This is a genomic window from Roseomonas aerilata DSM 19363, assembly GCF_000711725.1.
Lineage (GTDB): Bacteria > Pseudomonadota > Alphaproteobacteria > Acetobacterales > Acetobacteraceae > Roseomonas > Roseomonas aerilata.
The window spans coordinates 16,284-41,997 of the sequence record NZ_JONP01000022.1 but is presented as its reverse complement, the minus strand read 5'-3'; the positions used below and the strand labels follow the sequence as shown (position 1 = coordinate 41,997).

Annotated in this window: 24 protein-coding genes; 13 read left to right on the top strand and 11 right to left on the bottom strand. The window is 70.6% G+C overall.

The window, feature by feature from the left end:
• Positions 1-5: 5 nt before the first annotated feature.
• From coxB to BO39_RS20785, 3 genes are all read right to left on the bottom strand, one after another.
• Entirely contained in the window at positions 6-911 is a 906-nt protein-coding gene (gene coxB / locus BO39_RS20795) for a cytochrome c oxidase subunit II (RefSeq protein WP_084698311.1), read from the bottom strand.
• A 250-nt stretch (positions 912-1,161) separates the two neighbouring features.
• On the bottom strand, positions 1,162-1,500 hold the full coding sequence (locus BO39_RS20790) for an ArsR/SmtB family transcription factor (protein ID WP_043837059.1): 339 nt from the start codon (positions 1,498-1,500) through the stop codon (positions 1,162-1,164).
• 88 nt (positions 1,501-1,588) lie between these two features.
• Positions 1,589-2,164, bottom strand: a complete 576-nt coding sequence (locus BO39_RS20785; protein WP_156963801.1) for a hypothetical protein — start codon at positions 2,162-2,164, stop codon at positions 1,589-1,591.
• Positions 2,165-2,394: 230 nt separating this feature from the next.
• Between BO39_RS20785 and BO39_RS20780 the strand changes: the two genes are divergently transcribed.
• The 4 genes from BO39_RS20780 (at position 2,395) to BO39_RS20765 (ending at position 5,892) form a co-directional block, all read left to right on the top strand.
• Positions 2,395-3,033, top strand: a complete 639-nt coding sequence (locus tag BO39_RS20780; RefSeq protein WP_043837055.1) for a LolA family protein — start codon at positions 2,395-2,397, stop codon at positions 3,031-3,033.
• 204 nt (positions 3,034-3,237) lie between these two features.
• Positions 3,238-4,044 carry a gamma-glutamyl-gamma-aminobutyrate hydrolase family protein gene (locus tag BO39_RS20775; RefSeq protein ID WP_043837053.1) on the top strand — a complete coding sequence of 269 codons (807 nt, stop codon included), beginning with the start codon at positions 3,238-3,240 and terminating at the stop codon, positions 4,042-4,044.
• A 334-nt stretch (positions 4,045-4,378) separates the two neighbouring features.
• Complete coding sequence (locus BO39_RS20770; protein ID WP_043837051.1) at positions 4,379-5,062, top strand: fumarylacetoacetate hydrolase family protein; 684 nt, start codon at positions 4,379-4,381, stop codon at positions 5,060-5,062.
• Positions 5,062-5,892, top strand: coding sequence for an exodeoxyribonuclease III (locus tag BO39_RS20765; protein ID WP_043837049.1), 831 nt, complete (start codon positions 5,062-5,064; stop codon positions 5,890-5,892). The genes BO39_RS20770 and BO39_RS20765 overlap by 1 nt, the downstream gene beginning before the upstream one ends.
• A 275-nt stretch (positions 5,893-6,167) precedes the next feature.
• Here BO39_RS20765 and ppdK read toward each other — a convergent pair whose 3' ends face one another.
• The 4 genes from ppdK to BO39_RS20745 all read right to left on the bottom strand — a co-directional run bounded on the left by ppdK (position 6,168) and on the right by BO39_RS20745 (position 13,228).
• Entirely contained in the window at positions 6,168-8,852 is a 2,685-nt protein-coding gene (gene ppdK / locus BO39_RS20760; protein WP_043837048.1) for a pyruvate, phosphate dikinase, read from the bottom strand.
• 11 nt (positions 8,853-8,863) lie between these two features.
• Positions 8,864-11,101 (bottom strand): glycine--tRNA ligase subunit beta, encoded by a 2,238-nt coding sequence (glyS, locus tag BO39_RS20755; RefSeq protein ID WP_043837046.1) that lies wholly within the window; start codon positions 11,099-11,101, stop codon positions 8,864-8,866.
• On the bottom strand, positions 11,101-12,009 hold the full coding sequence (locus BO39_RS20750) for a glycine--tRNA ligase subunit alpha (protein WP_084698319.1): 909 nt from the start codon (positions 12,007-12,009) through the stop codon (positions 11,101-11,103). The genes glyS and BO39_RS20750 overlap by 1 nt, the downstream gene beginning before the upstream one ends.
• 376 nt (positions 12,010-12,385) lie before the next feature.
• Complete coding sequence (locus BO39_RS20745) at positions 12,386-13,228, bottom strand: S49 family peptidase (protein ID WP_043837044.1); 843 nt, start codon at positions 13,226-13,228, stop codon at positions 12,386-12,388.
• Positions 13,229-13,371: 143 nt separating this feature from the next.
• Between BO39_RS20745 and BO39_RS34515 the strand changes: the two genes are divergently transcribed.
• Positions 13,372-13,767, top strand: a complete 396-nt coding sequence (locus BO39_RS34515; protein WP_156963800.1) for a hypothetical protein — start codon at positions 13,372-13,374, stop codon at positions 13,765-13,767.
• Positions 13,764-14,081 carry a DUF167 domain-containing protein gene (locus BO39_RS34510; protein WP_245615299.1) on the top strand — a complete coding sequence of 106 codons (318 nt, stop codon included), beginning with the start codon at positions 13,764-13,766 and terminating at the stop codon, positions 14,079-14,081. The genes BO39_RS34515 and BO39_RS34510 overlap by 4 nt, the downstream gene beginning before the upstream one ends.
• Before the next feature lie 90 nt (positions 14,082-14,171).
• Here the strand turns inward: BO39_RS34510 and BO39_RS20730 are convergent, their stop codons facing one another.
• Positions 14,172-14,675 carry a YciE/YciF ferroxidase family protein gene (locus BO39_RS20730; RefSeq protein WP_043837042.1) on the bottom strand — a complete coding sequence of 168 codons (504 nt, stop codon included), beginning with the start codon at positions 14,673-14,675 and terminating at the stop codon, positions 14,172-14,174.
• A 124-nt stretch (positions 14,676-14,799) separates the two neighbouring features.
• Positions 14,800-16,473, bottom strand: coding sequence for a glycoside hydrolase family 17 protein (locus BO39_RS20725; RefSeq protein ID WP_052402370.1), 1,674 nt, complete (start codon positions 16,471-16,473; stop codon positions 14,800-14,802).
• Positions 16,474-16,606: 133 nt separating this feature from the next.
• Here BO39_RS20725 and BO39_RS20720 point away from each other — a divergent pair, with 133 nt between their 5' ends.
• The 5 genes from BO39_RS20720 to BO39_RS20700 all read left to right on the top strand — a co-directional run bounded on the left by BO39_RS20720 (position 16,607) and on the right by BO39_RS20700 (position 20,862).
• Positions 16,607-17,050 (top strand): CoA-binding protein, encoded by a 444-nt coding sequence (locus BO39_RS20720; RefSeq protein ID WP_043837040.1) that lies wholly within the window; start codon positions 16,607-16,609, stop codon positions 17,048-17,050.
• A gap of 82 nt (positions 17,051-17,132) precedes the next feature.
• The gene (locus tag BO39_RS20715) at positions 17,133-17,960 is read left to right on the top strand and encodes a DUF2076 domain-containing protein (RefSeq protein ID WP_043837038.1); all 828 of its coding nucleotides are present in this window, start codon (positions 17,133-17,135) and stop codon (positions 17,958-17,960) included.
• 73 nt (positions 17,961-18,033) lie between these two features.
• Complete coding sequence (locus tag BO39_RS20710; RefSeq protein ID WP_043837036.1) at positions 18,034-18,915, top strand: LysR family transcriptional regulator; 882 nt, start codon at positions 18,034-18,036, stop codon at positions 18,913-18,915.
• A 56-nt stretch (positions 18,916-18,971) separates the two neighbouring features.
• Positions 18,972-20,210 carry an MFS transporter gene (locus tag BO39_RS20705; RefSeq protein WP_084698309.1) on the top strand — a complete coding sequence of 413 codons (1,239 nt, stop codon included), beginning with the start codon at positions 18,972-18,974 and terminating at the stop codon, positions 20,208-20,210.
• A gap of 7 nt (positions 20,211-20,217) precedes the next feature.
• Complete coding sequence (locus tag BO39_RS20700) at positions 20,218-20,862, top strand: trimeric intracellular cation channel family protein (protein WP_245615298.1); 645 nt, start codon at positions 20,218-20,220, stop codon at positions 20,860-20,862.
• A gap of 335 nt (positions 20,863-21,197) precedes the next feature.
• Here the strand turns inward: BO39_RS20700 and dctA are convergent, their stop codons facing one another.
• A complete protein-coding gene (dctA, locus tag BO39_RS20695; RefSeq protein WP_043837034.1) occupies positions 21,198-22,520 on the bottom strand; it encodes a C4-dicarboxylate transporter DctA in 1,323 nt (440 codons plus the stop codon).
• A 224-nt stretch (positions 22,521-22,744) separates the two neighbouring features.
• Positions 22,745-23,890 (bottom strand): threonine synthase, encoded by a 1,146-nt coding sequence (locus tag BO39_RS20690; RefSeq protein WP_043837033.1) that lies wholly within the window; start codon positions 23,888-23,890, stop codon positions 22,745-22,747.
• A gap of 59 nt (positions 23,891-23,949) precedes the next feature.
• Between BO39_RS20690 and BO39_RS20685 the strand changes: the two genes are divergently transcribed.
• Together BO39_RS20685 and BO39_RS20680 are read left to right on the top strand one after the other, a co-directional pair.
• Positions 23,950-25,059 (top strand): M20/M25/M40 family metallo-hydrolase, encoded by a 1,110-nt coding sequence (locus BO39_RS20685; protein WP_043837031.1) that lies wholly within the window; start codon positions 23,950-23,952, stop codon positions 25,057-25,059.
• A gap of 145 nt (positions 25,060-25,204) precedes the next feature.
• Positions 25,205-25,705 (top strand): YciE/YciF ferroxidase family protein, encoded by a 501-nt coding sequence (locus tag BO39_RS20680; RefSeq protein ID WP_043837029.1) that lies wholly within the window; start codon positions 25,205-25,207, stop codon positions 25,703-25,705.
• Positions 25,706-25,714 lie beyond the last annotated feature (9 nt).

Below are 25,714 nucleotides of genomic sequence, written 5' to 3'. Positions count from 1 at the left end.
CCGCCTTACCGGCGGACCTCCACGGAGGGGGTATCGGCCACCGCGACCGAAGTTGCGCGGTCGCGCTCGGGCCAGCCGGGGGCAGCGCCCTCGGCGAACTTCTGCTTCGCCTCGGCCGCCCAGGTATCGAACTCGGCCCGGGGCACGGCGCGGACGGCGATCGGCATGAACCAGTGGTTGTTGCCGCAGATCTGGTTGCACTGGCCGTAGAAGGTGCCCTCGCGATCCGCGCGGAACCAGGTCTCCAGCGTGCGGCCGGGGATCGTGTACTTCTGCACGCCGAGGCTCGGCACGAAGAAGGAGTGGATCACGTCGTGCCCGGTGGTGAGCACCCGGACCGTCGCGCCCACCGGCACCACCAGGGGGTTGTCCACCGCCAGGTTGCGGAGCTGGCCCGGGCGGAGGTCACCCTCGGCGACGGGGTAGCTGTCGAAGTTGAAGTTGCCGTTATCCGGGTACTCGTAGTGCCAGTACCACTGACGGCCCTGCACGTTCACGGTCATGTCCGCGTCCCGGGCCCGGTCCTCGTAGTAGATGAGGCGGAAGGAGGGGATGGCGATGACGAGCAGGATCAGCACCGGCACGACGGTCCAGGCGATCTCGAGCACGGTGTTGTGGCTCGTGCGGGAGGGCTGGGGGTTCCGCTTCGCCGAGTAGCGGAAGATCACCCAGGCCAGCAGCGCGGCCACGAAGATCGTGATCGCGATGATGATGTAGAGCACGAGGTCGTTGAAGTCGTGAATCGCCGCCTTCACCGGCCCGTAGGCCGGCTGCAGGCCCATGGCCCAGGGCTCGGGGGCACCGAGCGCCTGACCCGCAGGGGGCGACTGCGCGAAGGCGCCGCTCCCGGCCAGGAGCATCATGCCCAGGGCTGTCGATAGGGCCCGGGTCTTCGAGAAAATCCGCCGCATTCCGCCGTCCTGATCCGGTGTTCCGCAGGCCGCGCCAGGCACGCCCGGCGGCCACGCGCCGCTTCACTGTCCCGTCCCGGCGCAGGGCGCGCCGGCCTGTACCGCCCCCGCGCACGGGAGGGTTCTCCAGCGACACTAATCACGCGGCGCCGCGCCGCACAAGATTGGGTGGAATCGCCCTTCGGGAAGGGCCCACGCCAAGAGTGAGGTGATGTTAATCCCGCGGGGTGCAGCCCGCCGGGAAAGGGCTTCAGCCGGGTGAGGCGACCTCGCCTTCGGCCTCCCCCTCTGCCCCGTCCTCGGTCACGTGGTCCACCATGTCGGTCAGCATGGAGCGCACGTGCTGGTCCATCACGGCGTAGAAGACCTGGCGGCCGCGCCGGTCCGCCTGCAGCAGCCGCGCAGCGCGGAGCAGGCGCAAATGATGAGAGACGAGGCTGCCGGAGATGCCGATGCGCTCCGCCATCTCTCCCACCGCGGCGGGGGCGTCCAGGCAGGCGAGGATGATGCTGAGCCGCGTGGGGTCGCTCATCAGCCGGAACATCTCGGCCAGTTCCACTACCTGGTCGTCGCCGATCCTGCCCCGCACCGCTCACCTCGCCGCCTTCGGGTACGGAGTCTCGGGGGACGCGGGCATTCTGTCCAGGGCGCGTTGCGCCCTGGCAGGAGCGATTCGCCTAGTGGCTTGCGGAGAGCAGCCCGGAATGCCGGGGGCGGCGCCAGGGGGAGAAGCGCCCGGCCCAGCCGGCATCGGCGCGCGACCCGGCATGGCCCTCCATCATGCGGCGCGCCTTGCCGGAGAGAGCAACGGGCTGGCCGGGGCCGAACAGCAGGCGCCCCAGGAAGCCGGTGCGGGCGGAGACGATGTCGGCGCCGTCCCGCAGGGCCGAGAGTGTCTCGTAGGCCCAGCGAGGGGCGACCGGAGCGGCCGCGTCCGCCAGCAGCACGGGAAGGTCCGGTGCACCCAGGGCCGCCGCCCATTCGGCGGCCAGACTGGCGGCGCCAAGCGCATCGGCCGGCGCCTGGACGCGAAGCGGGAATGGATAATCGGCCACCAGCCCGTCCACGAGGGCCAGGGCCTCCGCCACCGGCGATGCGAGGATAAGGACAGCCAGGGCGCCGTGTGCCACTGGCACGCCGCACGCCGCGCGGGAGCGGGCAAGCGAGAGAAGGAAGGAGCGCAGCCTCGGCAGATTCTGCGGCCCCACCGAGACACAGACCACGGCCACGGGCAGGCCCGCAGCCGGTTCCACCGGACGCGCGTTCCCGTGCTGGGCTGCGGCCCAGGGGAGATCGACGCTGCTCGAGGACCGGTGGAGAGCGGTTGCCATGGTGTCCATATCGGGAGTGAAGACTGATCAGTCTTACATTTGGCTTAACGCGGCCCGTGCGTTCCGGTTCCAGACCGTGTTCCCACGCGCTTCCCTTTCCCTGCTTCCCCTCGGCCCTTCCCCCGGCCCCCTTCTCGCGCCATCTGAACCGGATGCGCAGACGCCTCCTCGCCGCCCTCCCCCTCCTGTCCCTGCTCCCGCCCGCGGGCCCGGCCGTTGCCCAAGGCGCAGCGCTCTCGGCTCGGGACCGCACGGATATCCAGCGCGCGGAGGCCTATCTCAACGGGCTGACCACGCTGCGCGCCCGCTTCATCCAGATCGCCCAGAACGGGGCGACGGCTCAGGGAACGGCGCTGATCTGGCGGCCCGGGCGCATGCGCTTCGACTACGATCCGCCGGAGCCGCTGCTGCTGATCGCCAATGCCGGACAGTTCATGCATTACGACAAGGAGTTGCGGCAGCCCTCCATCGTGCCCGTCGGCTCCACCCCGCTCGGCATCCTCCTGCGGGAGCGGATCGTGCTCTCGGGCGACGTGACGGTGTCGGGGGTGCAGCGCGAGGGCGGCCTCCTGCGGGTGACGGTGTACCGCACCGCGAACCCGGCGGAGGGGCGCATCACCCTTGTCTTCGCGGAAAGCCCGATGGAGTTGCGGCAGTGGCTGGTGGTGGATAGCCAGGGGCGCACCACCCGCGTCACCCTCTCTGCCATCGAAACCGGCGTGCGGCTGGACCGTGCCGTCTTCGACTTCAACGATCCGCGCTTCCAGGCCGGCCCGGTCGACAATAATTGATCGACCCTGCCGGCACCCGACCGGCGTGAGTTCCCATCCTCGCTGCCGCCCCGCCTGGATGGGTTCAACGGGTGCAGGTCCAGCACCGGGGATCCTTCGGCAGGTGCGACCGGCGCGACACAGCCATGGCGCGCAGGCCGGATCAGACACTCTCACGTCGCTTCTGCCTTGAAACTGACATGCTGCCGTTGCGACATAGGCAGTATGAGGCCCCTGATTGGCATTTCCTGTTGCATCAAGCCTTTCGGCCCCACCGGGATGCCGAACCACGCAGCATCGGATCACTACGTCCGGGTGGTGCTCGGCCCGGTCGGCGGGATGCCGGTGCTGCTTCCCGCCGCGGGCGAGGAGGTGTCGCGGGAGCTTCTCTCGCGGCTGGATGGACTGTTGCTGACGGGCAGCCGGTCGAATGTGTGCCCGGTCTACTACGACGGCCCCTGCCACGCGGAGGGTACGCCCGAGGACCTGGCACGGGACGCGACCACCCTTCCCCTCATCCGCGCGGCGGTGGCGGAGGGCGTGCCGCTCCTGGCGATCTGCCGCGGCTTCCAGGAGCTGAATGTCGCCCTCGGCGGCTCGCTCGACCAGCGAATCCAGGATCTCGATGGCCGGATGGACCACTCCACGCCGAGCGACCAGACGCTCGCGCGGGTGAAGACCGGCAAGGCCCACCCCGTGCGCGTCGCCCCGGAAAGCGGCCTCGCACAGCTCTGGGACGGCCTCTCCTACAATCCGGCGGCCGTGCCCGTGAACTCCCTGCACAACCAGGGCGTGGCCCGGCCAGCGCCGCGCCTGCGACCTGAGGCCTGGGCGCCGGACGGCACGATCGAGGCAGCGAGCATAGAGGGCGCCCCGGGCTTTGCAGTGGGCGTGCAGTGGCACCCGGAATATGACTGGGAACGAGACCAGCTCTCCCGCCGGATCTTCGATCGATTCGGAGAAGCAGCGCTCCAGTTCGCGGCCCGGCGCCGAGTCGGGAGCGGGTTTTCTATGTCTGTAGCAGCGGAATAATTACGATTCTGGCCGTATTCGCTGCTGGAAATTCAGGAGGCTCACGCTGCTGTGATCGCAGCGGGGGGAGTCCGCTTTGCATTCCACCTGTGGATATTGGTAATGTTGCACCGCTGGTGACGAGCCAGTGGTGGCCGGCCTCCCCTGCCGGCTCACCCGACCAATAAGGTAATCCGATCGGAAAGTAGCGTACGGCGCCCGGTGACCCCCCTTACCGGGCGCCACTTTTTTGCGGCGCAGGATCCGGCACTCTCCCGATGGGCTCGGCTGTTCGGCTCCTTCCTGCCGGCCTATACCCTCGGGCGCTCCCTGAACCGGATCGGACCCCCTGCCCATGGCCGACTACGTCATTGCCCCACCCGCGATCGCGGCTCTGCCCGTGCGCGGCGGCGGCCTCTTCCCGGTGCGCCGCATCTTCTGCGTCGGCCGCAACTATGCCGAGCACGCGCGCGAGATGGGCAGCGACCCCGACCGCGAGCCGCCCTTCTACTTCACGAAGCCCGCTGACTCGATCGTCATCAACGGCGCCGACATGCCCTATCCGACCGAGACGAAGGACCTGCATCACGAGATGGAGCTCGTCGTCGCCATCGGCGTGAGCGGCAGCGACATCCAGGAAGCGGACGCGCTGAACCATGTCTGGGGCTACTGCGCCGGCCTCGACATGACCCGCCGCGACATTCAGAACGCGGCCAAGAAGACCGGTCGTCCCTGGGACATGGGCAAGGCCTTCGACCACTCTGCCCCGCTCGGCGAGCTGGTGCCGGCCGGCTCCATCGATCCCGGCAAGGGCCTGATCGAGCTGAAGGTGAACGGCCAGGTTCGCCAGACCTCCGATCTCTCGAAGATGATCTGGGCCGTGCCGGAGGTGATCGCGAACCTCTCCCGCCTCGTGAAGCTCGAGCCGGGCGACCTTATCATGACCGGCACGCCGGAGAACGTGGCCGCCGTGCAGCGGGGCGACCTGCTCGAGGGCGTGATCGAGGGCGTCGGAACGGTCACGACCCGCATCGTCTGATGGCGGCACTCTCCTCGGTGGCCGCGCCGCTGCGCGTGGCCACCTGGAACATCAACTCCGTCCGCCTCCGCGCGCCGCTCCTCGCCGGTGTCGTGGAGGCGCTCGACCCCGACGTCCTCTGCCTGCAGGAGACGAAGACGCCGGACGAGCACTTCCCGCACGAGGCCGCGGCCGCGCTCGGCTACGAACACCGCGTCATCACGGGCATGAAGGGCTACAACGGCGTCGCGGTCCTCTCCCGCCATCCGCTGACGGTTCTACCGGACGGGCAGGACTGGTGCGGCAAGGGCGACTGCCGGCACCTCGGCGTTTCCGTGGACCTGCCGGGCGGGCCGGTGGAGGTGCACAACTTCTACGTCCCCGCCGGCGGGGACGTGCCCGACCCGGCTGTGAATCCGAAGTTCGCCCATAAGCTGGACTTCGTGGCGGAGGTGACCGCCTGGACCGCCGGGCGCGGGCAAGCCCGGCGCGCCGTGCTCGTCGGCGACCTGAACATTGCCCCGATGGAGCACGACGTCTGGAGCCACAAGCAGATGGCCGGCGTCGTCTCGCACACGCCCGTCGAGGTGGAGGCCATCACCCGCTGGCAGGAGGCGGGCAACTGGTACGACGCCCTCCGCCACTTCGTGCCGGCGGAGGAGAAGCTCTACACGTGGTGGTCCTATCGCGCGAAGGACTGGCGCGCGGCAAATCGCGGGCGACGGTTGGACCATGTCTGGGTCAGCCAGGACCTCGCGCCGGGCCTGAAGCGCCACGCGGTGCTGAAGGACGCGCGGGACTGGGTCCAGACGAGTGATCATGTGCCGGTGCTGGTAGAGGTCGCGGTTTAGGAACCGTGCTTGCGGCCCTGGAGAGGGCTCTGCCCTCTCCGGACCTCACCCGCCAAGGGCCTGAGGCCCTTGGATCCCCATCTGACTGTCGCGGATGCGATGATGGAGGCCCTTGCTTCTTCTGGTGCCTTTCCTGTGCGTGCAGTCGCCTCGGGTCCAAGACCCGAGGCGCACCGGCCGTTCAGTGATGCAGACTCGAAGAAAAAGATGATGGTGAGGGGTCCGGGGAGAGGAAGAATTCCTTCTTCCTCTCCCCGGAGTCACCAACACCGCCCTCAGGCCGTCCGGTCAGCCATGGCCGGCGCCGAGGCATTGGCCAGCGCCGCCTGTGCCGCCGCCAGCCGCGCCACCGGTACGCGGTAGGGCGAGCAGGAGACGTAGTCGAGCCCCACCGTCTCGCAGAACTGAATGGATGCCGGGTCGCCGCCGTGCTCGCCGCAGATGCCGAGCTTCAGGCCGGGCTTGGTGGCCCGCCCCTTGTCGGTCGCGATCTGCACGAGGGCGCCCACGCCGTCCACGTCGATGGAGACGAAGGGGTCCTTCGGCAGGATACCCTTCTCCACGTAGAAGGGCAGGAACTTGCCGGCGTCGTCGCGCGACAGGCCGAAGGTGGTCTGGGTGAGGTCGTTGGTGCCGAAGGAGAAGAAGTCGGCAGTCTCCGCGATCTTGTCGGCCAGAAGGGCCGCGCGGGGCAGCTCGATCATGGTGCCGACGAAGTACTCGATCGTCATGCCCGCCTCGGCGAAGACCTCGCGGGCGACCTTGTCGATCTGCTCGTGGCTGATCTCCAGCTCCCGCTTGGTGGCGACCAGCGGCACCATGATCTCCGGCACCGGGGCCAAGCCGGCCTCCTTGGCGACGATGATCGCCGCCTCGAAGATGGCGCGGGCCTGCATTTCCGCAATCTCCGGGTAGGTCATCGCCAGGCGGCAGCCGCGGTGGCCGAGCATGGGGTTGGCCTCCGAGAGGTCGGCGGCGCGGCGCTTCATGGTCGCGAGGTCCGCGCCGAGGCTGGCCGCCACCTCCGCCAATTCCTCCTCCTTGTGGGGGAGGAATTCGTGCAGCGGCGGATCGAGGAGCCGGATGGTGACCGGCAGGCCGGCCATGATGCGGAACAGGGAGACGAAGTCATCGCGCTGGAAGGGCAGCAGCTTGGCCAGCGCGTCGCGGCGCCCGCCCTCGGTCTCGCTCATGATCATCTGCCGCACGGCGGAAATGCGAGAGGGATCGAAGAACATGTGCTCGGTGCGGCAGAGGCCGATGCCCTCCGCGCCGAACTTGCGGGCAGTATCGGCGTCGAGCGGCGTCTCGGCGTTGGCGCGCACCTTCAGGCGGCGGACGCCGTCGGCCCAGCCCATCAGCGTCTCGAAGTCGCCGGAGAGCTTCGGCTCCACCATGGCGACGGTGCCAGCGAAAACCTCGCCAGTCGCGCCGTCGAGGGTGATGGTCTCGCCCGCCCGCACCTGCACGCCGCCGGCGGCCAGGATCTGGGAGGAGTAGTCCACCACCACGCCGCCGGCGCCGGCCACGCAGGGCCGGCCCATGCCGCGGGCCACCACCGCCGCGTGGCTGGTCATGCCGCCGCGGGTGGTGAGGATGCCGCGGGCCGCGTGCATGCCGTGGATGTCCTCGGGCGAGGTCTCGATGCGCACGAGGATGACGCTCTCGCCTTTGGTCGCGCGGGCCTCGGCCTCGTCGGCGGTAAAGACCACCACGCCGCTCGCGGCACCCGGAGAGGCCGGAAGGCCGCGGGTGAGCAGCGTGCGCTTGGCGTTCGGGTCCAGCGTCGGGTGCAGAAGCTGGTCGAGCGAGCCCGGGTTCACGCGGCGCACGGCTTCGGTGCGGTCGATCAGCCCCTCGTTCGCCATGTCCACCGCGATCTTGAGGCTGGCAGCGGCGGTCCGCTTCCCGTTACGGGTTTGCAGCATGTAGAGCTTGTTGCGCTGGACCGTGAACTCGATGTCCTGCATGTCCGCGTAGTGCTTTTCGAGCGTGGCCCGCACCGCCACCAGCTCGGCATAGGCGGCCGGCATGACGGCCTCCATGCTGCGCTCGCCGGGCTTGGCGCGCGCTTCGCTCATCGGCTGGGGCGTGCGGATGCCGGCCACCACGTCCTCGCCCTGGGCGTTGATGAGGTACTCGCCGTAGAAGACGTTCTCGCCGGTGGAGGGGTCGCGGGTGAAGCAGACGCCCGTCGCGCAGTCGTCGCCCATGTTGCCGAAGACCATCGCCTGGACGTTCACGGCCGTGCCCCAGGTGGCGGGGATGTCGTGCAGGCGGCGATAGGTGATGGCGCGCTGGTTCATCCAGGAGCCGAACACCGCGCCGATCGCGCCCCAGAGCTGGGCGTGCGGGTCCATCGGGAAGTCGGCGCCGGTGACCTCGCGGACCATGGCCTTGTACTCGCCGGCCACGCGCTGCCAGTCCTCGGGGGAGAGCTGCGTGTCCTCGTGGACGCCGCGGGCGAGCTTCGCCTCCTCGATGATCTCCTCGAAGCGGTGGTGGTCCACACCCAGCACTACGGAGCCGTACATCTGGATGAAGCGGCGGTAGCTGTCCCAGGCGAAGCGGTCATCGCCCGAGGCGGCGGCCAGGCCCTTCACCGTCTCGTCGTTCAGGCCGAGGTTGAGCACCGTGTCCATCATGCCGGGCATGGAGACGCGCGCGCCCGAGCGGACGGAGACGAGCAGCGGGTTCGTCGCATCGCCGAACTTCGCCCCCACCGCGGCCTCGACCCTCGCCAGGGCCTCCTTCACCTGCCCGGCGAGGTCGGCGGGGTAGGTCTGGCCGTTGGTGGTAAAGTAGGTGCAGACCTCGGTGGTGATGGTGAAGCCGGGGGGCACGGGAAGGCCGATCGAGGCCATTTCCGCGAGGTTGGCGCCCTTGCCGCCCAGCAGGTTCCGCATGTCCGCGCGGCCGTCGTTCCGGCCGGCTCCGAAGCCGTAGACCCAGCTTGTCATGACCTGTTCCTTCAAGCCTCGATGCGCGCGATGTCGGCGAGCTCGTCCATGGCCCCGCGCAGCATCGCCAGCAATCCTAGCCGGTTCTCGCGCAGAGCCCTATCCGGGTCGTTAACGGTTACCCGATCAAAAAAGGCATCGACCGGGGCCCGCAAAGGCGCCAGGGCTGCCATCGCGCCCTCGAAGTCCTCGCGCCCGAGCGCGGCGCCCACCGCTGGCCGCGCGGCCTCAAGCGCGGCGGCGAGGGCGATCTCCTCGGGCGCGCGGAGGAGGTCGGGGATGATGGCGGCGGCGTAGCTCCGTCCGTCCTTCTTCTCCTCGATCCGCAGGATGTTCGCCGCCCGGCGATAGGCGGCGAGCAGGTCGGTTCCCTCGGGCGTGGAGAGGAAGTCGCGCAGCGCGTCCGCGCGGGCGAGCAGCCGGTTCAGGTCGTCGTCGCCCGAGGTGCCGAAGGCGGCGGCCACGAGGTCGTGACGCAGCCCCTCGGCCCGCATCTGAACACGCAGGCGCTCGGCGAGGAACTCCACCACGCCCTGCGCGAAGGCCGCGACCATGGGCGGGTGCGATGAATCGGCGGGCGGCTTCCAGCCGGCATTCATCCGCTCCGCGGCCACTGCCATGCCGAACTCCGGCGTGGCAGTGCTGCCCTGTGCCATGGGGTAGCCGAAGAAGGCCTCGGCGACCGCATCGGCCAGCGGCAGGCGCAGGCGGTTCTCGCGGACGATGCGGATCACGCCGAGCGCGGCCCGGCGCAGCGCGTACGGGTCGCCGGAGCCGGTCGGGCGCTCGTCGGCCGCGAAGAAGCCGGCGAGCTGGTCGAGCTTGTCCGCCAGCGCGACCGCCACCGCCACCGGCTCGGACGGCACGGCATCTCCCGGTCCCAGCGGCCGGTAATGTGCGCCGATGGCCTCGGCCACGCGCGGGTCCTCGCCAGCGTGCAGGGCGTAGTAGCGGCCCATCACGCCCTGCAGTTCCGGGAATTCGCCCACCATGCCGGAGGCGAGGTCGGCCTTGGCCAGGCGCGCGGCGAGGGCGGCGAGGTCGGGCTCGGCGCCCACCATCGGCGCGATGTGCCGCGCCAGCCGCTCCAGCCGCCGGACCCGGTCGCCCTGGGTGCCGAGCTTGGCATGGAAGACGGCGGCGTCGAGCTTCGGCAGGAAGGACTCGAGCGGCTGCTTGAGATCCAGGTCCCAGAAGAAGCGCGCGTCGGAGAGGCGGGCGCGCAGCACCCGCTCGTTGCCGCCGACGATCGCCGCGCCGCCGTCATGCGCCGCGATGTTGGCGACGAGGGCGAAGCGGGCGGCGGGGCGGCCGTCCTTATGACGAAGGGCGAAGTAGCGCTGGTTCACCCGCATGGTCGTCCGCATCAGCTCGGGCGGCAGATCCATGAAGGCGTCGTCGATACGGCCGAGCAGGGGCACGGGCCATTCGACCAGGCCCGCGACCTCGGCCAGCAACCCGCGGTCGGGCACCACCTCAAGCCCCTCGGCCTCAGCCAGGGCGGCGAGGCCCGCCTCGATCATCCGCTCGCGCTCGGCAGCGTCGGGAATGACGGAACGCTCCCGCAGGCCCGCCTCGTATTCCGCGGCGGAGGCGACGGGGAAGGCGCCGGGGGACTGGATGCGGTGGCCTTCGGTCAGATCCGCCGAGCGCAGGCCGTGCGCGGCATCGTCGCCCTCGGCGAGCGACAGCGGCACCACGGCGCCGTCGAGCAGGCAGAGGATGCGCTGGAGGGGGCGGACCCAGATGAGGTCCGAGGTGCCCCAGCGCATCGACTTCGGCCAGGGAAAGCGGCGGATGAGGGCGGGGATGGCCTCGGCCAGCACCTCGGCGCTCGGCCGCGCGGGGTTCCTCAGCCGCAGGAGGAAGGAGGCGCCGGACTTCTCGGGGCGGGCGAGGATGGTCAGCCCCTCCGCCTCATAGACTGGCGCATCCGCTGCTCCGGTCGCCGAGCGCATGGCGGCAACGGCAGCTTCGGGCAGCGCGTGCTTGCGGGCGAAGCCGCCAAGCGCGGCTTCAGGGGCGCCGAGGCGGGGGCCCTTCTCCTCGCGCTCGCTGGCCGGCGTCGCGGCGGGCAACCCCGCGACGAGCGCGATGCGGCGCGGGCCGTGCAGGGTACGCGGAGCCTCCAGCGCCAGCCCGGCGGGCTTCAGCGCCTCCGGCAGCAGCCGCGCGAGGTCCTCGGCCGCGCGGGCCTGCATGCGGGCGGGAATCTCCTCGGAGAGGAGTTCGAGCAGGAGCTCGGCCATCAGGCGGCCTCCCCCGCCAGCCAGCCTTCGCAGCAGCGCTTTGCCAGTGCCCGCACGCGGCCGATATAGGCCGCGCGCTCCGTCACGCTGATGGCGCCGCGGGCGTCCAGCAGGTTGAAGCTGTGGCTGGCCTTGATGCACTGATCATAGGCCGGCAGCGGCAGGCCCGCGTCGCAGAGGGCGTTGCACTCCTCCTCCGCCTCCGCGAAGTGGCGGAACAGCACGGGCACGTTCGCGTGCTCGAAGGAGTAGGCGGAGAATTCACGCTCGTTCCGCAGGAACACGTCGCCATAGGTCAGGCCAGCCGAGTTGAAGGCGAGGTCGTACACATTCTCGACGCCCTGGATGTACATCGCCAGGCGCTCCAGCCCGTAGGTCAGCTCGCAGGAGGGAACCGCGCAGGAGATGCCGCCGACCTGCTGGAAATAGGTGAACTGCGTCACCTCCATCCCGTCGCACCAGACCTCCCAGCCCAGGCCCCAGGCGCCGAGGGTGGGGCTCTCCCAGTCGTCCTCCACGAAGCGGATGTCGTGCAGCATCGGGTCGATGCCGATGGCGCGGTAGCTCTCGATCAGCAGGGACTGCGGATCGGGCGGACTCGGCTTCATGATGACCTGGTACTGGTAATAGGCGCCCAGTCGATTGGGGTTGTTGCCGTAGCGCCCGTCCGACGGCCGGCGGCTCGGCTGCACATAAGCGGCCCGCCAGGGCTTCGGCCCTAGAGCGCGCAGCGTGGTGGCCGGGTGGAAGGTGCCAGCCCCCATCTCCATGTCATAGGGCTGCAGGATGGCGCAGCCCTGGCGGGACCAGAAGGCGTGCAGCGCCAGGATCATGTCCTGGAAGGGAAGCGGCCGGGTCTCGCCGGCAGGGTTCCGGGTCTCGCCCGCGGCGAGGATGGGGCTGGTCATGGCGCGGCCGGTATAGGGGCGGCTCCCCGCGCCCGGCAAGGAAGCCCCGGGCGCACGATAGGGCGACCAGGTCATTCCGTTCTGGTGGGGTCTGCACCCCGCGCCCCCTGGAGAGGGCCCTGCCCTCTCCAGACCTCACCCGCCAAGGGCCTGAGGCCCTTGGATCCCCCTCCGGCTGTCGCGGATGCGGCGATTGAGGCCGGCGCTCTCCTCGTGCCCTTCCTGTTAGAGCAGTCGCCTCGGGTCCACGCCCCGAGGCGCACCGGAGCCCAAGACATTCTGACTCACAGAAAAAGATGATGGTGAGGGGTCCGGGGAGAGGAAGAATTCCTTCTTTCTCTCCCCGGAGTCACGGGCGTCGGCCCCTCAGAAGGGCTCAGAGCCCAAGCCGGTTCCAGGCCCCACGCGCCTCGATGGCCGAGAGCGCCCCTTCAGCCACGGCCTCCGGCGTCCAGGCTGAGCCAAGCGCCGCGCCCGAGAGCAGACGCCAGGGGAGCCGAGGGCGGCGGGCGCCGAGGGGAACGATCTTCGCCTCCTTGCCGAAGCGGCGCTCCACCTCCCCGCGGAGGTCGCCGAGGCGATCCACCAGGCCGAGTTCCAGGGCGCGTCGGCCCGTCCAGAAGCGGCCGCTGAACAGGGGCTCGCCCTCGCGCCTCAGCCGGGGGCCGCGGCGGGACTCGACCCAGTCGATGAACTCGCGGTGCAGACCGGCCATGAGGTCGCGCAGGCGTTCCTGCTGGGCGGGGTCGGTGGGGCGGAAGGGATCGAGGAAGGACTTGTCCTCGCCGGCGGTAACCAGCCGGCGCTCGATGCCCAGGCGCGTGATCGCCTCCTCGAAGCCGAAGCCGGAGGAGATGACGCCGATGGAGCCGATGATGGAGGTAGGATCGGCCACGATCTCATCGGCCGCGCAGGCCAGCCAGTAGCCGCCGGAGGCCGCCGCGTCCTCTACGCAGGCGATGACGGGCACGCCCTTCTCTCCCGCCAGTTGCCGGATGCGGGCGGCGATGAGCGAGGACTGGGCGGGGGAGCCGCCGGGGGAGTTGATGGCGAGCACGACGCCCGCGAGGTGCTTCAACCCGAAGGCGCGCTCCAGCACCGGATCGAGCGCGGCGGCGGAGAGGGTGGGCCCGGCGAAGCCGTTGGCGCGGGGGGCGATCAGGCCCTGCAGCCGGACGACGGCCACGCGCGGGGTACGGTCGAGAAAGGGGAGTTTCATGGCCCTTCAGGTCGCGTGCCCGGCACGGGGTTCAAGGTTCCCGCCCCGCGTCGCGCCCCCGTGCGGGAATCGCGCGGGATGGTGGCGGGCCTGCCCCAATGATGCCGCTTGCACCGCGCGCCGCGCTGCGCGATCTCCGTGGCATGACCTTCTCCAGACGCGATCTCTGGGCGCTTCTCTCCGTGGCCGCCGCCATCGGGTTGATGACCGCCTATCGCCACGTTTACGTGGAGCCGCGGGCCTGGGGGGCGATCTGCCTCGACCTCGCCGGGGCGCCGCTCGCCTGCCGGCCGCGGGCGGCGCTGCTCTGGCTGCAGCACTGGCAGCTCTGGGGCGCAGGGGCGATGCTGCTGGGCTTCTGGGCCTTCCTCGGGGCGCCGCTCGCGGTGCGCGCCGCAGCCGTGGCCCTGGGCGTGATCGCGGTACTGAACTTCAACGCCACCTGGGGGATGATCGGGGTCGCGCTCGGCGCCTGGGCCTGGGTGGAGGCGAATGCCCGTGCGCAGGTGCCCTCCTCACGGACGGCCCGCCGAGGGTGATCCCGAAGCACGACCTTCCGTGGCGTGCCGTGGAAGGCGGGGTCGAGCTACGGGTTAAAACTCAGCCGCGTGCCAGACGGGCCGGGCTGGGCGGAATCGCCGAAGGGGTGGACGGACCGCGGCTGAAAGTCTCGGTAAACGAGGCGCCGGAGGACGGGCGCGCGAACCGGGCGGTCTGCGCCCTGGTTGCGGAGGCGCTCGCGGTGGCACCATCCCGGATCATTGTCGCACAGGGCTCCACGTCGCGGGAAAAGACCTTGCGCGTGGAGGGAGATGCCGCAGCGCTGGCGGCGCGGCTGGCCGGGCTTTCCTGAAGGCGGGGCAGGGAAAAGCCGGCCTTCCGTCCGCAATGGACTTCCGGCCGGCCTCCCGCCCTGGTGGATCCTAGGCAGATCCTGAAACGCTCAGGCAGCCATTCGGTTGACCTTGCTCTCGGCGAGAGCGGTCAGTTTCTTGTCGGTCGCCTTCTCCTCCTCGAGGTTCTCCTCGAGAACCGCGGCGCAGTCGGCGCGGCCGAGCTGGCGGGCGAAGGCGACCAGGGTGCCGTAGCGGGTGATCTCGTAGTGCTCCACCGCCTGGGCGGCGGCGAGCATGGCGGCGTCGAGCACCTCCTTGTCGGCCACGTCGCCCATGATCTCCTCGGCTTCCTCGAGGATGCCGTCCATGGCGGCGCAGGTGACGCCCTTCACGGGCTGGCCGTGCATTTGGAAGACCTTCTCCAGGCGGACGATCTGGTTGCGCGTCTCCTGCAGGTGCAGCTCGAAGCCCTGGCGGAGCTGCGGGTCCGTTGCCTTGTCGATCATCTTCGGCAGCGCCTTCGTGATGCGATTCTCGGCGTAGTAGATGTCCTGGAGGGTGTGGACGAAGAGATCGTCCAGGGTTTTGATCGGCTTGGAGAAGAGGCCCATGGGGGATCGCCTTCCTGGCTGATTTCGGGGGTGGTCAAGAGGCCGCCCGCCCGGCGACGCTGATCAGAACGCCGCGCCCGTGGCCTCCGTTGCGCGGCCCCTCGCCTTCCCGGTTCCCCAGGTGTCAGCCCGCCCGCGCGGCGGGCCCGACGCGGAGCAGGGGCGGCACGGCCAGCCCGATGGCGCAGGCGCTCCAGCCCAAGGCCTGGAGGTTATGGGGCCCCTCCATCACGGCACTCGCGACGGCGCAGGCCAGCAGCGTGCCGCCCGCCACCCATTCCGCCCAGCCGCCGCCCCGGCGCGGCAGGTCGCGTAGCAGGGCGCGGGCGATGATCGCCACCAGGGGCACCGCGAAGGTCGGGAAGGGGAAGTCGCGGTAGCGCGGGTCGAAGAGCAGCATCAGTTGCAGCAGCGCCGCGGTGAAAGTGAAGAGGAAGAGCAAGTCCTCGAAGGCAAAGGCCCGCCAGTCCCGAAACCACATCCGGCCGCGGAAGAGGGCGCGGACGTTGGCGCTCGCCTGGGCACCGTTGCGGGTGGGCTCCACCGGGTCGCCCGAGAGCCGGGCGCCGGCGCGGCGGAGCAGCAGCACCGCGAGGAGCGACTGCCCAAGGAGGTTCACGATGGCCGCGAGCTTCAGGTGCTCGTCGAAGGCATAGGGCCAGCCGCCGCAGAAGGCATAGGCGAGGGCGTTGCCGAGGGCCGTCGCCAGCACCGCGAGCGGCCAGGCCGGGGCGCGGGGCCAGAGGCGGGCGGTGGCGGCGAACATCGCGCCCGAGAGCGCCAGTGCGGCGGCGGCGTACCAGGCCCACCAGGGGTTCTCCCGCACGGGGCCGGATAGGTCGAATTTCGGCTGGCGGTCGGCAGTCCAGAGGCCCCAGGCAGCGCCGACCGTGCCCTCGTTGCGGTATTTCCAAACCTGGTCGAAGGCCTCGATGAAGTTGTAGTCGAAGCCCTCCTCCTGGGAGAGCTGGATGAAGCGGCGCATAAAGACCGCCTGCTCCACGCGCGACGGCACGGCGGCCTCCCGCCAGCGGCCGGCGCTTGGCCAGCCGATCTCGCCGATGGCGATGGGCTTGCCCGGGAACATCGCCTTCATCCGGCGATAGACGTCCCGCGTGTGGGCCATGGCGCGGTCCACGCCCAGCGGCTCGTCCTCCCAGTACGGCAGGATGTGGATGGTGATGATGTCCACGTGCTCAGCGAGTTCGGGGAACTGGGCCCAGAATTCCCAGACATCGGCATAGGTGACGGGCTGGCGGACGGCGGCCTTCACGCGGTCGAGCTGGCGGGCCAGCTCCTCCACCGGCAGGTCGCGGCGCAGCAGCACCTCGTTGCCGACCACCACGCGCTCCACGACATCGGGGTGGCGATTGGCCGTCGCGATCAGGGCGTCGATCTCGCGACCGTTCTGGCGGAGATCGCGGCCGAGCCAGGCGCCCTTCCACATCTTCAGCCCGTGTCGCCCCGCGATCTCGGCCACCTCGTAGCTGCCCTCGATGCTCGCGTAGCTGCGGATGGCGCGCACCCGCGGGGCGATGAGGGCGATGTCCTCCTCCACCTGCGCGGCAGTGGGGAAGATGTCGCGCAGAGGGCTCTGGCCGTCGCGGAAGGGGGCGAAGGAGACGCTGTTGAAGCGCGCCGACTGCATCGGCACGTCGGCGGCCTGCTGGCGGTTGGGGAACCACCAGAGAAGGATCGTCGCCAGCGTGGCCAGGGCCAGCGCGGCCGCGAGGGCGGGGATCGGGCGTGAGACGGGCGCGCGGACGGAGGCGGTGGCCGGGGAGCGGGGGCTGGGCATGGGCCATCGGTGTAGCGGCGCCACGTGGCCCGCGGAAGGCAGAGGCCGCCGGATTGCTGCCGCATTGAAACGGCCCATTGGAACCGTGCTCCCGCCGCCCCAACTGCCCCTGCCGGAATCGAGGAGGCACGGCATGGCACGGGACGGCTTGAGCAACGACCAGGTGCGCGACCTCTTGCTGAGGACGCGGCGAATCGCGGTGGTCGGGGCTTCCGACAAGCCGGGGCGGCCTTCGAATGGCGTTTTCAGCTTCCTGCTCGGGCGCGGCTACACCGCCATCCCCGTGAACCCGGCCCTCGGCGGGCGGAGCGTGCACGGGATGCAGTCCGTCGCCTCCCTCGAGGACGCGGCGCCGCTCGACATGGTGGATGTCTTCCGCCGCAGCGAGGACGCGGGCGCCGTGGTGGACGAGGCCATCCGGCTGGGCGCCAAGTCGGTCTGGCTGCAACTTGGCGTCTGGGACGACGCGGCGGCGGAGCGGGCGCGGGCGGCGGGGGTGACGATCGTCATGGACCGCTGCCCGGTCATCGAGTGGGGGCCGCTCGGCCTGCCGAACCGGATTCCCGCCGGGGCTTAGATTAACATCTTGAAAGGTTTCCCCCGCCGGGCCATCTCGCGCCCGTCGCGGGAACTGCCCGCCGCAAGGAGCCATGAGGGACATGACCGAGGAAGAGCGCCGCATTATCTCCGGCTACGTGGAGCGCGTTTCAGGCGCTGCCGCCGCGCAGCCGGCCGCGACCTCCGCCGGGCCCTGGGGGGCGCGCAGCGTCCCGAACACCCAGGCGGCGCCGAACCTGCCGCCGGTGGACCCGGAGGCCGACCGGCTGATCGCTGACCTGTTCACCCGCTACCCGGAGGCGCGCTACCGCATCACCCAGACCGCCTTCGTGCAGGAAGCGGCGCTGGTGCAGGCCCAGAACCGCATCCAGGAGCTGGAGTGGCAGCTGGAGAACACGCAGCGGCAGGCGCAAGCCCAGGCCCAGGGGTCCCGCGGCGGGCTCTTCGGCGGCATGTTCGGCGGCGGCCGGCCCCAGCAGGTACCGATGACCCCGCGCCCCCAGCCGATCCAGCCACCCATGGGCGCGATGAGCCCCGGCATGATGCAGCAGGGCGGCGGCGGCAGCGGCTTCCTCGGGACGGCGCTGACCACCGCGGCCGGCGTCGCGGGCGGCATGGTGCTGGGCAACATGATGATGGGCATGTTCTCCGGCGGCGGGGCGCACGCGGCAACGGCAGCTGCGGGGGCCACGCCGACCGCCGATGCCGGTGGCGCGGGTGGCTTCGGGGAGCAGGCGGTGAACACGCCCTCCTCCTCGCCCTGGACCGATCCGGGCTCGGCTGGGAACGATGCCTCGCCGGTGTCGGACCAGGGCGGCTGGGGGAACGACGCGGCCAGCTACAATGACGCTTCTAGCGTCGATAACGGTGGCGGCTACGACGATGCGGCTGGCTATGACGACGCCGGCGGTTTCGACGAGGACGTCTGAGCCATCAGCCCGGCTCATCGATCGGCCGGGCTTTCGTTGACGGGCTCATGGGGCGCGGCGCAGCTTGCGCCCCATGAGTGATTCAAGGGGCCGCGTCCCCGACCTCGACCTCGACCTCCTCCGCTGCTTCGTGCAGGTGGCGGAGCGCGGCGGCTTCACCGCGGCGGCGCCGGCCCTCGGCCTCACGCAGTCCGCCATCTCGCTCAAGATCCGGCGGTTGGAGGAGCTTCTCGGCAAGCGCGTGCTGGAGCGGACCAGCCGCGCCGTGGCGCTGACGCCCCAGGGCGAGACGCTGCTCGCCTATGCCCGCCGGATGCTGGCCCTGAACGAGGAAGCGGTGCGACGCCTCGTCGCGCCCCCTGTCACCGGGCACCTGCGGCTGGGGGTGGCGGACCACTTCGTGCCGCGCAACCTCGCCCCGCTCCTCGCCCGCTTCGCCCGCTCCCATCCCGGCATCCGGCTGGAGGTGGAGGTCGGGCGCTCCCACGAGTTGCGGCGGGCGATGGAGGCGGGGTCGCTCGACCTCGTGCTCGGCAAGCGGCGGGACGGGGAGAGCGAGGGCGCCCCTCTCTGGACCGAGCCGGTGATCTGGGCCGCCGCTCCCGGCTGGGCGCCGCCCGATGGAAGGCCCCTGCCGCTGGCCATGCTGCCGGCGGGCTGCATGTTCCGCGACCGTGCCCTGGCCGCACTCGCCCGTGCTGGGATGGATTTCGAGATCACCTATACCTCTCCCAGCCTGCTCGGCGTCGCCGCGGCGGCGCAGGCGGGGCTGGGCGCGACGGTCATCGGCGCCTCAGGCCTGCCCGAGGGGCTGGCGCCGCTGGAAGGACTGCCGCCGCTCGGGGTGGCGGAGATGGCGGTTTTCGGCGACCTCGCGCGCCTCGCGCCGCTGGCCGGCCCGCTGGTCGCGGCCATCCGCGAGACCGTGCCGCAGGCGGCGCCACTGGCCGCCTGACGGGTCTGCGAATCGCGCATTTGACGGGGCTCGGGACGCGGGCGCAGCTTTGGGGGATGACCGACGCCGCTGCCCCCGCCCGCGCCCAGCCCAACCGGGACTGGCGGATCATCGGGCTCATCGGGACCGGGCATTTCCTTTCCCACTTCTACTTGCTCTGTCTCGCGCCGCTCTTCCCCATCTGGCGGGAGGAGTTTGGCGTGTCCTACGCGGTGCTGGGCCTCTCGATCGCACTCATGTCCGCGACCACGGGGCTGCTGCAGACGCCCATCGGGTTCCTTGTGGACCGGCACGGGGCACGGCCCTTCTTGGTGGGCGGCACGCTGCTCATGGCCCTGTCGATCGCGGCCATGGCCTTCGCGCCGAACTACTGGGTGATCCTGGCGCTGGCGATCGCGTCCGGCATCGGCAACTCGGTGATCCACCCGGCCGATTACGCCATCCTCGGCAGCAGCATCAGCGAGACGCGGATCGGCCGGGCCTTCGCCATGCATACCCTGACCGGCAATCTCGGCTTCGCGGCGGCGCCGCTCGCGATCGGGCTGATGACGCAGACCATGGGCCTCGGCTGGCGGCCGGCGCTGCTGATGGCCGGGCTGGTCGGCGTGCCCGTGGTGGGCGCCATCGTCATGCAGTCCCGCATCCTGCAGGACCAGGTGCGAGTGAAGAAGGCGGGCGCACCCCTCGGGCGGGAGGTGCTGCTGTCACGCACCATGCTGATGTTCTTCGCCTTCTTCCTCCTCTCCGCCATGGCGGGGGTTGGCGTGCAGTCCTTCCTCGTCGCCCTGCTGGACAAGCTCTGGGCGACGCCGCTGGCGGTCTCCTCCCTCACGCTCACCGGCTACGTGGTGGGCGCCACGGGCGGGGTGCTCGTCGGCGGGTGGTATGCGGACCGCTACACAAGCCACTTCACCTTCGTGACCGGTCTGACGGTGCTCTCCATCGTGCTGCTGCTGGCCATTGGGCTGGTGCCGCTGCCGGACGTGGTGCTGCCCCTGGTGGCGCTGTTGGCGGGCGGGTCACTCGGCGCCTCGCGCACGCCGAGGGACGTGATGGTCAAGCACGCCGCGCCTCCGGGGCAGATGGGGAAGGTCTTCGGCTTCATCTCCTCGGGCCTGCCGCTCGGCAGTGCGCTGACGCCGGTGCCCTTCGGCCTTATGCTCGACAACGGCGTCCCCTGGCTGGTGATGCCGACGGTCGCGGCCCTGCTGGTCGCCTCGCTCTTTTGCGCGGGCACGGCGCGGGGCGGCGCGCTCCGCGCCGCGCGGGCGCCTTCCCCTCTTCCCGCCGAGTAGGGCTGGCTTGGCCGCACCCTTCGACCTCGCGCTCGAGGCGCTGGGCTGGGTGGGCACCGCGGCCTTTGCGACGGCTGGCGCGCTGACCGCGGCGCGCAAGCGGATGGACCCGGTGGGGTTCCTCCTCGTCGCGGGGGTCACGGCCTTCGGGGGCGGGGCGCTGCGGGACCTGCTGCTCGGCCTTCCCGTGGCCTGGCTGGGGCGGCCGGACCTCGCGATCCTCGCGGCCTGCTTCGCCCTGGCGGTGTTCTTCGTGGCGCCCGCCCTGCAGCGGCGGGTCGCGCTGCTGCTCTGGGCCGATGCGGCGGGCATGGCGGTCTTCGCGGTGCTCGGCGCGGAGGCGGCGCTGCGGGCGGGCGCCGCGCCCTGGGTCGCCGTGCTGATGGGCGTGATGACGGCCAGCTTCGGCGGGCTGATCCGCGATGTGGTCTGCGGGGAAATCCCCCTCATCCTCCGGCGCGAGATCTACGCGACGGCGGCGGCCCTCGGGGCAGGCGGCTTCGTGGCACTGGAGGCAATGGGCGCGGGGCGGACGGTCGCGATCGGCACCGGCGCGGCGCTGGCCTTCCTCATCCGTGCTGCGGCGCTGGGCGGCGGATGGTCGCTGCCGGCCTATGGCGGGGCGGCGGCGGAGCGGGGCGAGGAACCCTGAGAGCCTGGCCGGGGCCGGTTGGCAGGTCCTGGCCTGACGTCGCTCGTAATCCTGGGGAGAGGAAGAATGAATTCTTCCTCTCCCCAGACCCCTCACCATCATCTTTTTCTTCGAATTGAGATTCTCTGCGGCCGGTGCGCCCCGGGCCATGGACCCGAGGCGACTACCTCGGCAGGGAAGGCATCGAGAAAAAGCCGCCACTCAATCATCGCATCCGCGACAGCCGGATGGGGATCCAAGGGCCTCAGGCCCTTGGCGGGCGAGGTCCGGAGAGGGCAGCGCCCTCTCTGGAGTCACCCGCACCGGCCAGATCGGGACTTCCGCAAGGGACGGTATCAGTCCCCGCTCTTCGCCACCGGAAGCGGCCCCACCGGCACCGGCTGCGGCCCGGCGCCGGCGATGGGCTGGCTGCCCATGGCGTTGCGCAGCTTCACCGGGTCGAGTTCGCCTTCCCAGCGCGAGATGGCGAGGCAGGCGACGCCGTTGCCCACGAGGTTGGTCAGCGCGCGGACCTCGCTCATGAACTTGTCGATGCCGATCAGCACCGCGAGCGCCGCGATGGGGATGTCCGGGATGACGGAGAGCGTGGCGGCGAGCGTGATGAAGCCCGCGCCCGTGACGCCGGAGGCGCCCTTGGAGGTCAGCATCGCCACCAGCAGGATCGTCATCTCCTGCCCGAAGGTGAGGTGCGTGTTGGTGGCGTAGGCAAGGAACATCGTCGACAGCGTCATGTAGATGTTCGTGCCATCGAGGTTGAAGGAGTAGCCCAGTGGCACGGTGATGCCGACGACCTTCGGCGAGGCGCCGAGCGCCTCCATCTTGCGCATGATCTGCGCCAGCACGCTCTCGCTGGAAGAGGTGCCGAGGACGATTAGCAGTTCCTCCTTGATGTAGGCGATGAAGCGGAAGATCGAGAAGCCGCAGAAGCGCGCGATGAGGCCCAGCACCACGATCACGAAGAACAGGGCGGTCAGGTAGAAGGTGGCCACCAGCTCGGCGAGCCGCGCGAGGGAGCCGAAGCCGTAGGCGCCGATGGTGAAGGCCATGGCGCCGAAGGCGCCCACCGGCGCCGCCTTCACGACGATGCTGACGATGCCGAAGAAGATGGCGCTGAGGGAATCCACGGCGTGGGAGATCGGCTCGCGCAGGCGCTCGGGCAGGGCGTTGATCGCGAAGCCCGTGAGCACCGCCAGCAGCAGCACCTGGAGAAGGTCGCCGTTGGCGAAGGCGCTGACGAAGGTGTCGGGGATGATCGCCATCAGGTGGGCGGCGACGCTGTCGTTCGCGGCGCGCTGGGTAAAGCCCTGGATGGCCGTCGCGTTCATCTGGCTGGGGTCGATGTTGAAGCCCTCGCCCGTGCGGAAGATCTTCGCGACGGCGAGACCGATGAAGAGGGCGAAGGTGGAGACGACCTCGAAGTAGAGCAGCGCGCGCAGGCCGACGCGCCCGACGCTGCGCGCGTCCCGCACGGAGGCGATGCCGTGGACGATGGTGCAGAAGACCACCGGGGCGATGATCATGCGGATGAGCTTGACGAAGCCATCGCCCAGCGGGCGCATCGCCGCGCCCGTCTGCGGCCAGATCACGCCCACGGCGACGCCGAGCACGATGGCGATGAGGACCTGCACGTAGAGCAAGGATAGGGCGCGTCGGATCATGGGGCTCCTCCCGGGCAGCAGGGGCCCTGCGCGTCGGCCCTGAGTTTCGGGAGGAGAGATAGGGCAGATGAAAGATACAAGACAAATGACCGGGCGGATCAGCGGCCGCGCGGCCAAGTCATGGCTCTATCACTTCCATAACAATTCAGATGAAATTCTTTTCACATTACTTTCGCTTCATTGGCTGGTCCGCGCAACATTGTCGCGCGGACCGCAGGCTGGCGTCAGGCCGCTTCCAACCCGAGGAGTTCCGCATAGCGCGGCGTCGCCTTGAGTCCGGTGCCGGTGAGGATGACCGCCACGCGCTCGCCGGGGCGCACCGTGCCCGATGCGGCCAGCTTGCCGAGCGCCGCCGCCGCCTGGGCACAGGTGGGCTCCACGTAGATGCCGGTGCGGGCGAGGGCGAGCGAGGCCTCGGCGATCTCCGCCTCCTCCAGCAGCACGCCGCCGCCGCCGCTGCGCCGGAGGGCGGCCAGCACCTCGCGCGGGCGGATCGGCTGGGCGATTGCCGTGCCCTCGGCGATGGTCGGGCGCGCTGCCGCGGGCGGCAGGCCCAGGGCTTCGCGCGCGATGGGCCCGCAATTCGCGGGCTGGGCGGCGTAGAGCCGGGGCAGCCGGTCGATGGCACCGGCGCGCAGCAGCTCCCCGAAGCCGATGTCGCAGCCGAGCACGTTGGAGCCGGCGCCACAGGGGATCACCACCGCGTCCGGCGCCTGGAAGCCGAGGTCCTCCCACAGCTCGTAGGCGAGGGTCTTGGTCCCCTGGAGGAAGAAGGGGTGCCAGTTGTGGCTCGCGTAGAAGAAGCCCGAGGCGGGGTCGCGGCCCTGGCGCAGCGCCTCCTCCGCGCAATCCTGGCGGCTTCCTGGGGTGAGCTGGATCTCGGCCCCCGCCGCGCGGGACTGAACGGTCTTGGCGGGGGAGGTGCTGTCCGGCACGAGGATGCGCGCGCGCATCCCGCCGGCCGCGGCATAGGTCGAGATGGCGGCGCCCCCGTTACCGGAGGAATCCTCCAGCACCGCCGCGATCCCCTGGTCGCGTAGCAGGGAGAGCATGACGGAGGCCCCACGGTCCTTGAAGGAGCCGGTGGGCATCAGCCACTCGCATTTCAGCAGCGCGTCGAAGCCGCCGATCCGGCGCGGGAGCAGCGGCGTGCGCCCCTCCCCCATCGTGATCGGCTCGCGCGGGCGGAAGGGAAAGGCGGCGGCGTAGCGCCAGAGGCCGGGGGCGGCGGGGTCGATGGCCTCGCGGCCGATGCCCGGCAGATCCGTCAGAAGGAGCGGCTGCCCCTCCTCGCCGCACCAGCGCGGGGTTTCGATCGGCCAGGTGCGGCCGCTATGGGGGTCGAGATAGGCGGCCAGGGATCCCTCCATCACAAAGCGGGCGGCAACCTGTCTTGCGGTGGCGGGGCCCGCAAGGGATACCCCCGGGCATGACCGATCGCACCGATTCCGAAGCCGTTGCCGCCCTCGCCGCCGAGCTCATCCGGATCGACAGCCGCTCCTTCGTGACCAACCTGCCGGTGGCGGAGCGGATCGAGGCGCTGCTCGGCGATTTCGAGGTCGAGCGGCTGGACTACGAGGACGCGGCGGGCGTGGCCAAGCGCGCCATCGTCGCGCATCGCGGCGGGCCGGGTGGCCTTGCGCTTTCGGGCCATATGGACACGGTGCCCGACACAGGGTGGGAGGAGGACCCCTTCTCCGGCCGCGTGGACGATGAGGGGATGATGCACGGCCTGGGCGCGGCCGACATGAAGGGGCCGGTCGCCGCCTGCATCGTCGCCGCGCGCGGACTGCCCGCCGACGTGCCGGTGACGCTGCTGCTCTCGACCGACGAGGAGACCACGAAGGCCGGCGCAGCCCTCATCGCGGAGGGGTCGGACCTCGCCCGCCGCGCGGCGCTGCGCGGCATCATCGTCGCGGAGCCGACCGGCCTCGCACCGATCCGCGGGCACCGCGGCACCGTCAACTTTGAGGCGGTGGCGACGGGCAGCCAAGCGCATTCCTCCACCGGCAAGGGCGTGAACGCGAATCTCGCGCTGATCCCCTTCCTCGCGGATATGCGCGCGCTGCACGACCGGCTGCGTGAGGACCGCGAGGGCTGGGACGAGGCCTACGAACCGCCCTTCCCCGACTTCAACATCGTGATCGACAACCACGGCACGGCGCTGAACGTGACAGCGGCGCGCGCGACGGCGCGGATGAAGTTCCGCTACTCCCGCGGCCTCGCGCCCGAGCCGGTAATCGAGGCGGTGAAGGCGGCAGCAGCGCGGGCGGGACTCGCCTTGAAATTCGTGGTGGACGGTTCCCCTCCCGAGCTGCCGGCGGACCACCCGCTGGTCGCGGCGGCGGCAGCGGCGACAGGCCGGCCAGCCCGCACCGTGCCCTTCGGCACGGACGCGACGCGGCTGAACGCGCTGGCGCCCTGCGTGGTGCTCGGGCCCGGGGACATCGGCTTCGCGCATACCCCGCGGGAGAGGGTACCGGTGGCGGAACTGACCGCCGCCGTGCCCTTGTTCCGGGGGCTTCTCGCGCAGCGATAGGTCATCCCTCCCCGGCCGGAGCATCCGGCCGGTCAAAACTTTTTGACGGATAGAACGAGCACCCGACCAACCGTGGCGGGCTGACCGGCGTTGGCATGTTTCGACGGCGGGAACGCCGAGGACTGTCTTTCCGGAGAGCACGGTTATGCCCGAGTTGCGCGAGATGATGGTGGACCAGCTGAAGGATGCCTTCAGCGCCGAGAAGCAGGCCATCCAGGCCCTTCGCCGGGCCATGCGCAAGGTGTCGGAGCCCCAGCTCAAACAGGGGCTGGAGGCGCATGTCGCGCAATCCGAGGAGCAGCGGGACCGTGTCGAGCAGGCGCTGGACAAGCTCGGTGCCCGCCCGGGCCGCAAGGTCTGCGAGGCGATGCGCGGCCTGGCCGAGGAAGCGCAGCATGAGCTGGAAGAGTACGAGAAGGGGCCGGTGCTGGACCTCGTGATCGTCGCCGCCCAGCAGCGCATCGAGCACTACGAGATCGCCGCCTACGGGACGATGGTCGAGCTGTCCAAGGCGATGGGCGAGAAGGAAATCGCTGACCTGCTCGCGAAGACGCTCGACGAGGAGAAGGCGCAGGACGGGCTCCTCACGGAGGTGACGCGCTCTGCGATCCTTCCTGCGGCCCTCGAGATGGAACAGGCCGCCTGAACGGCGCGC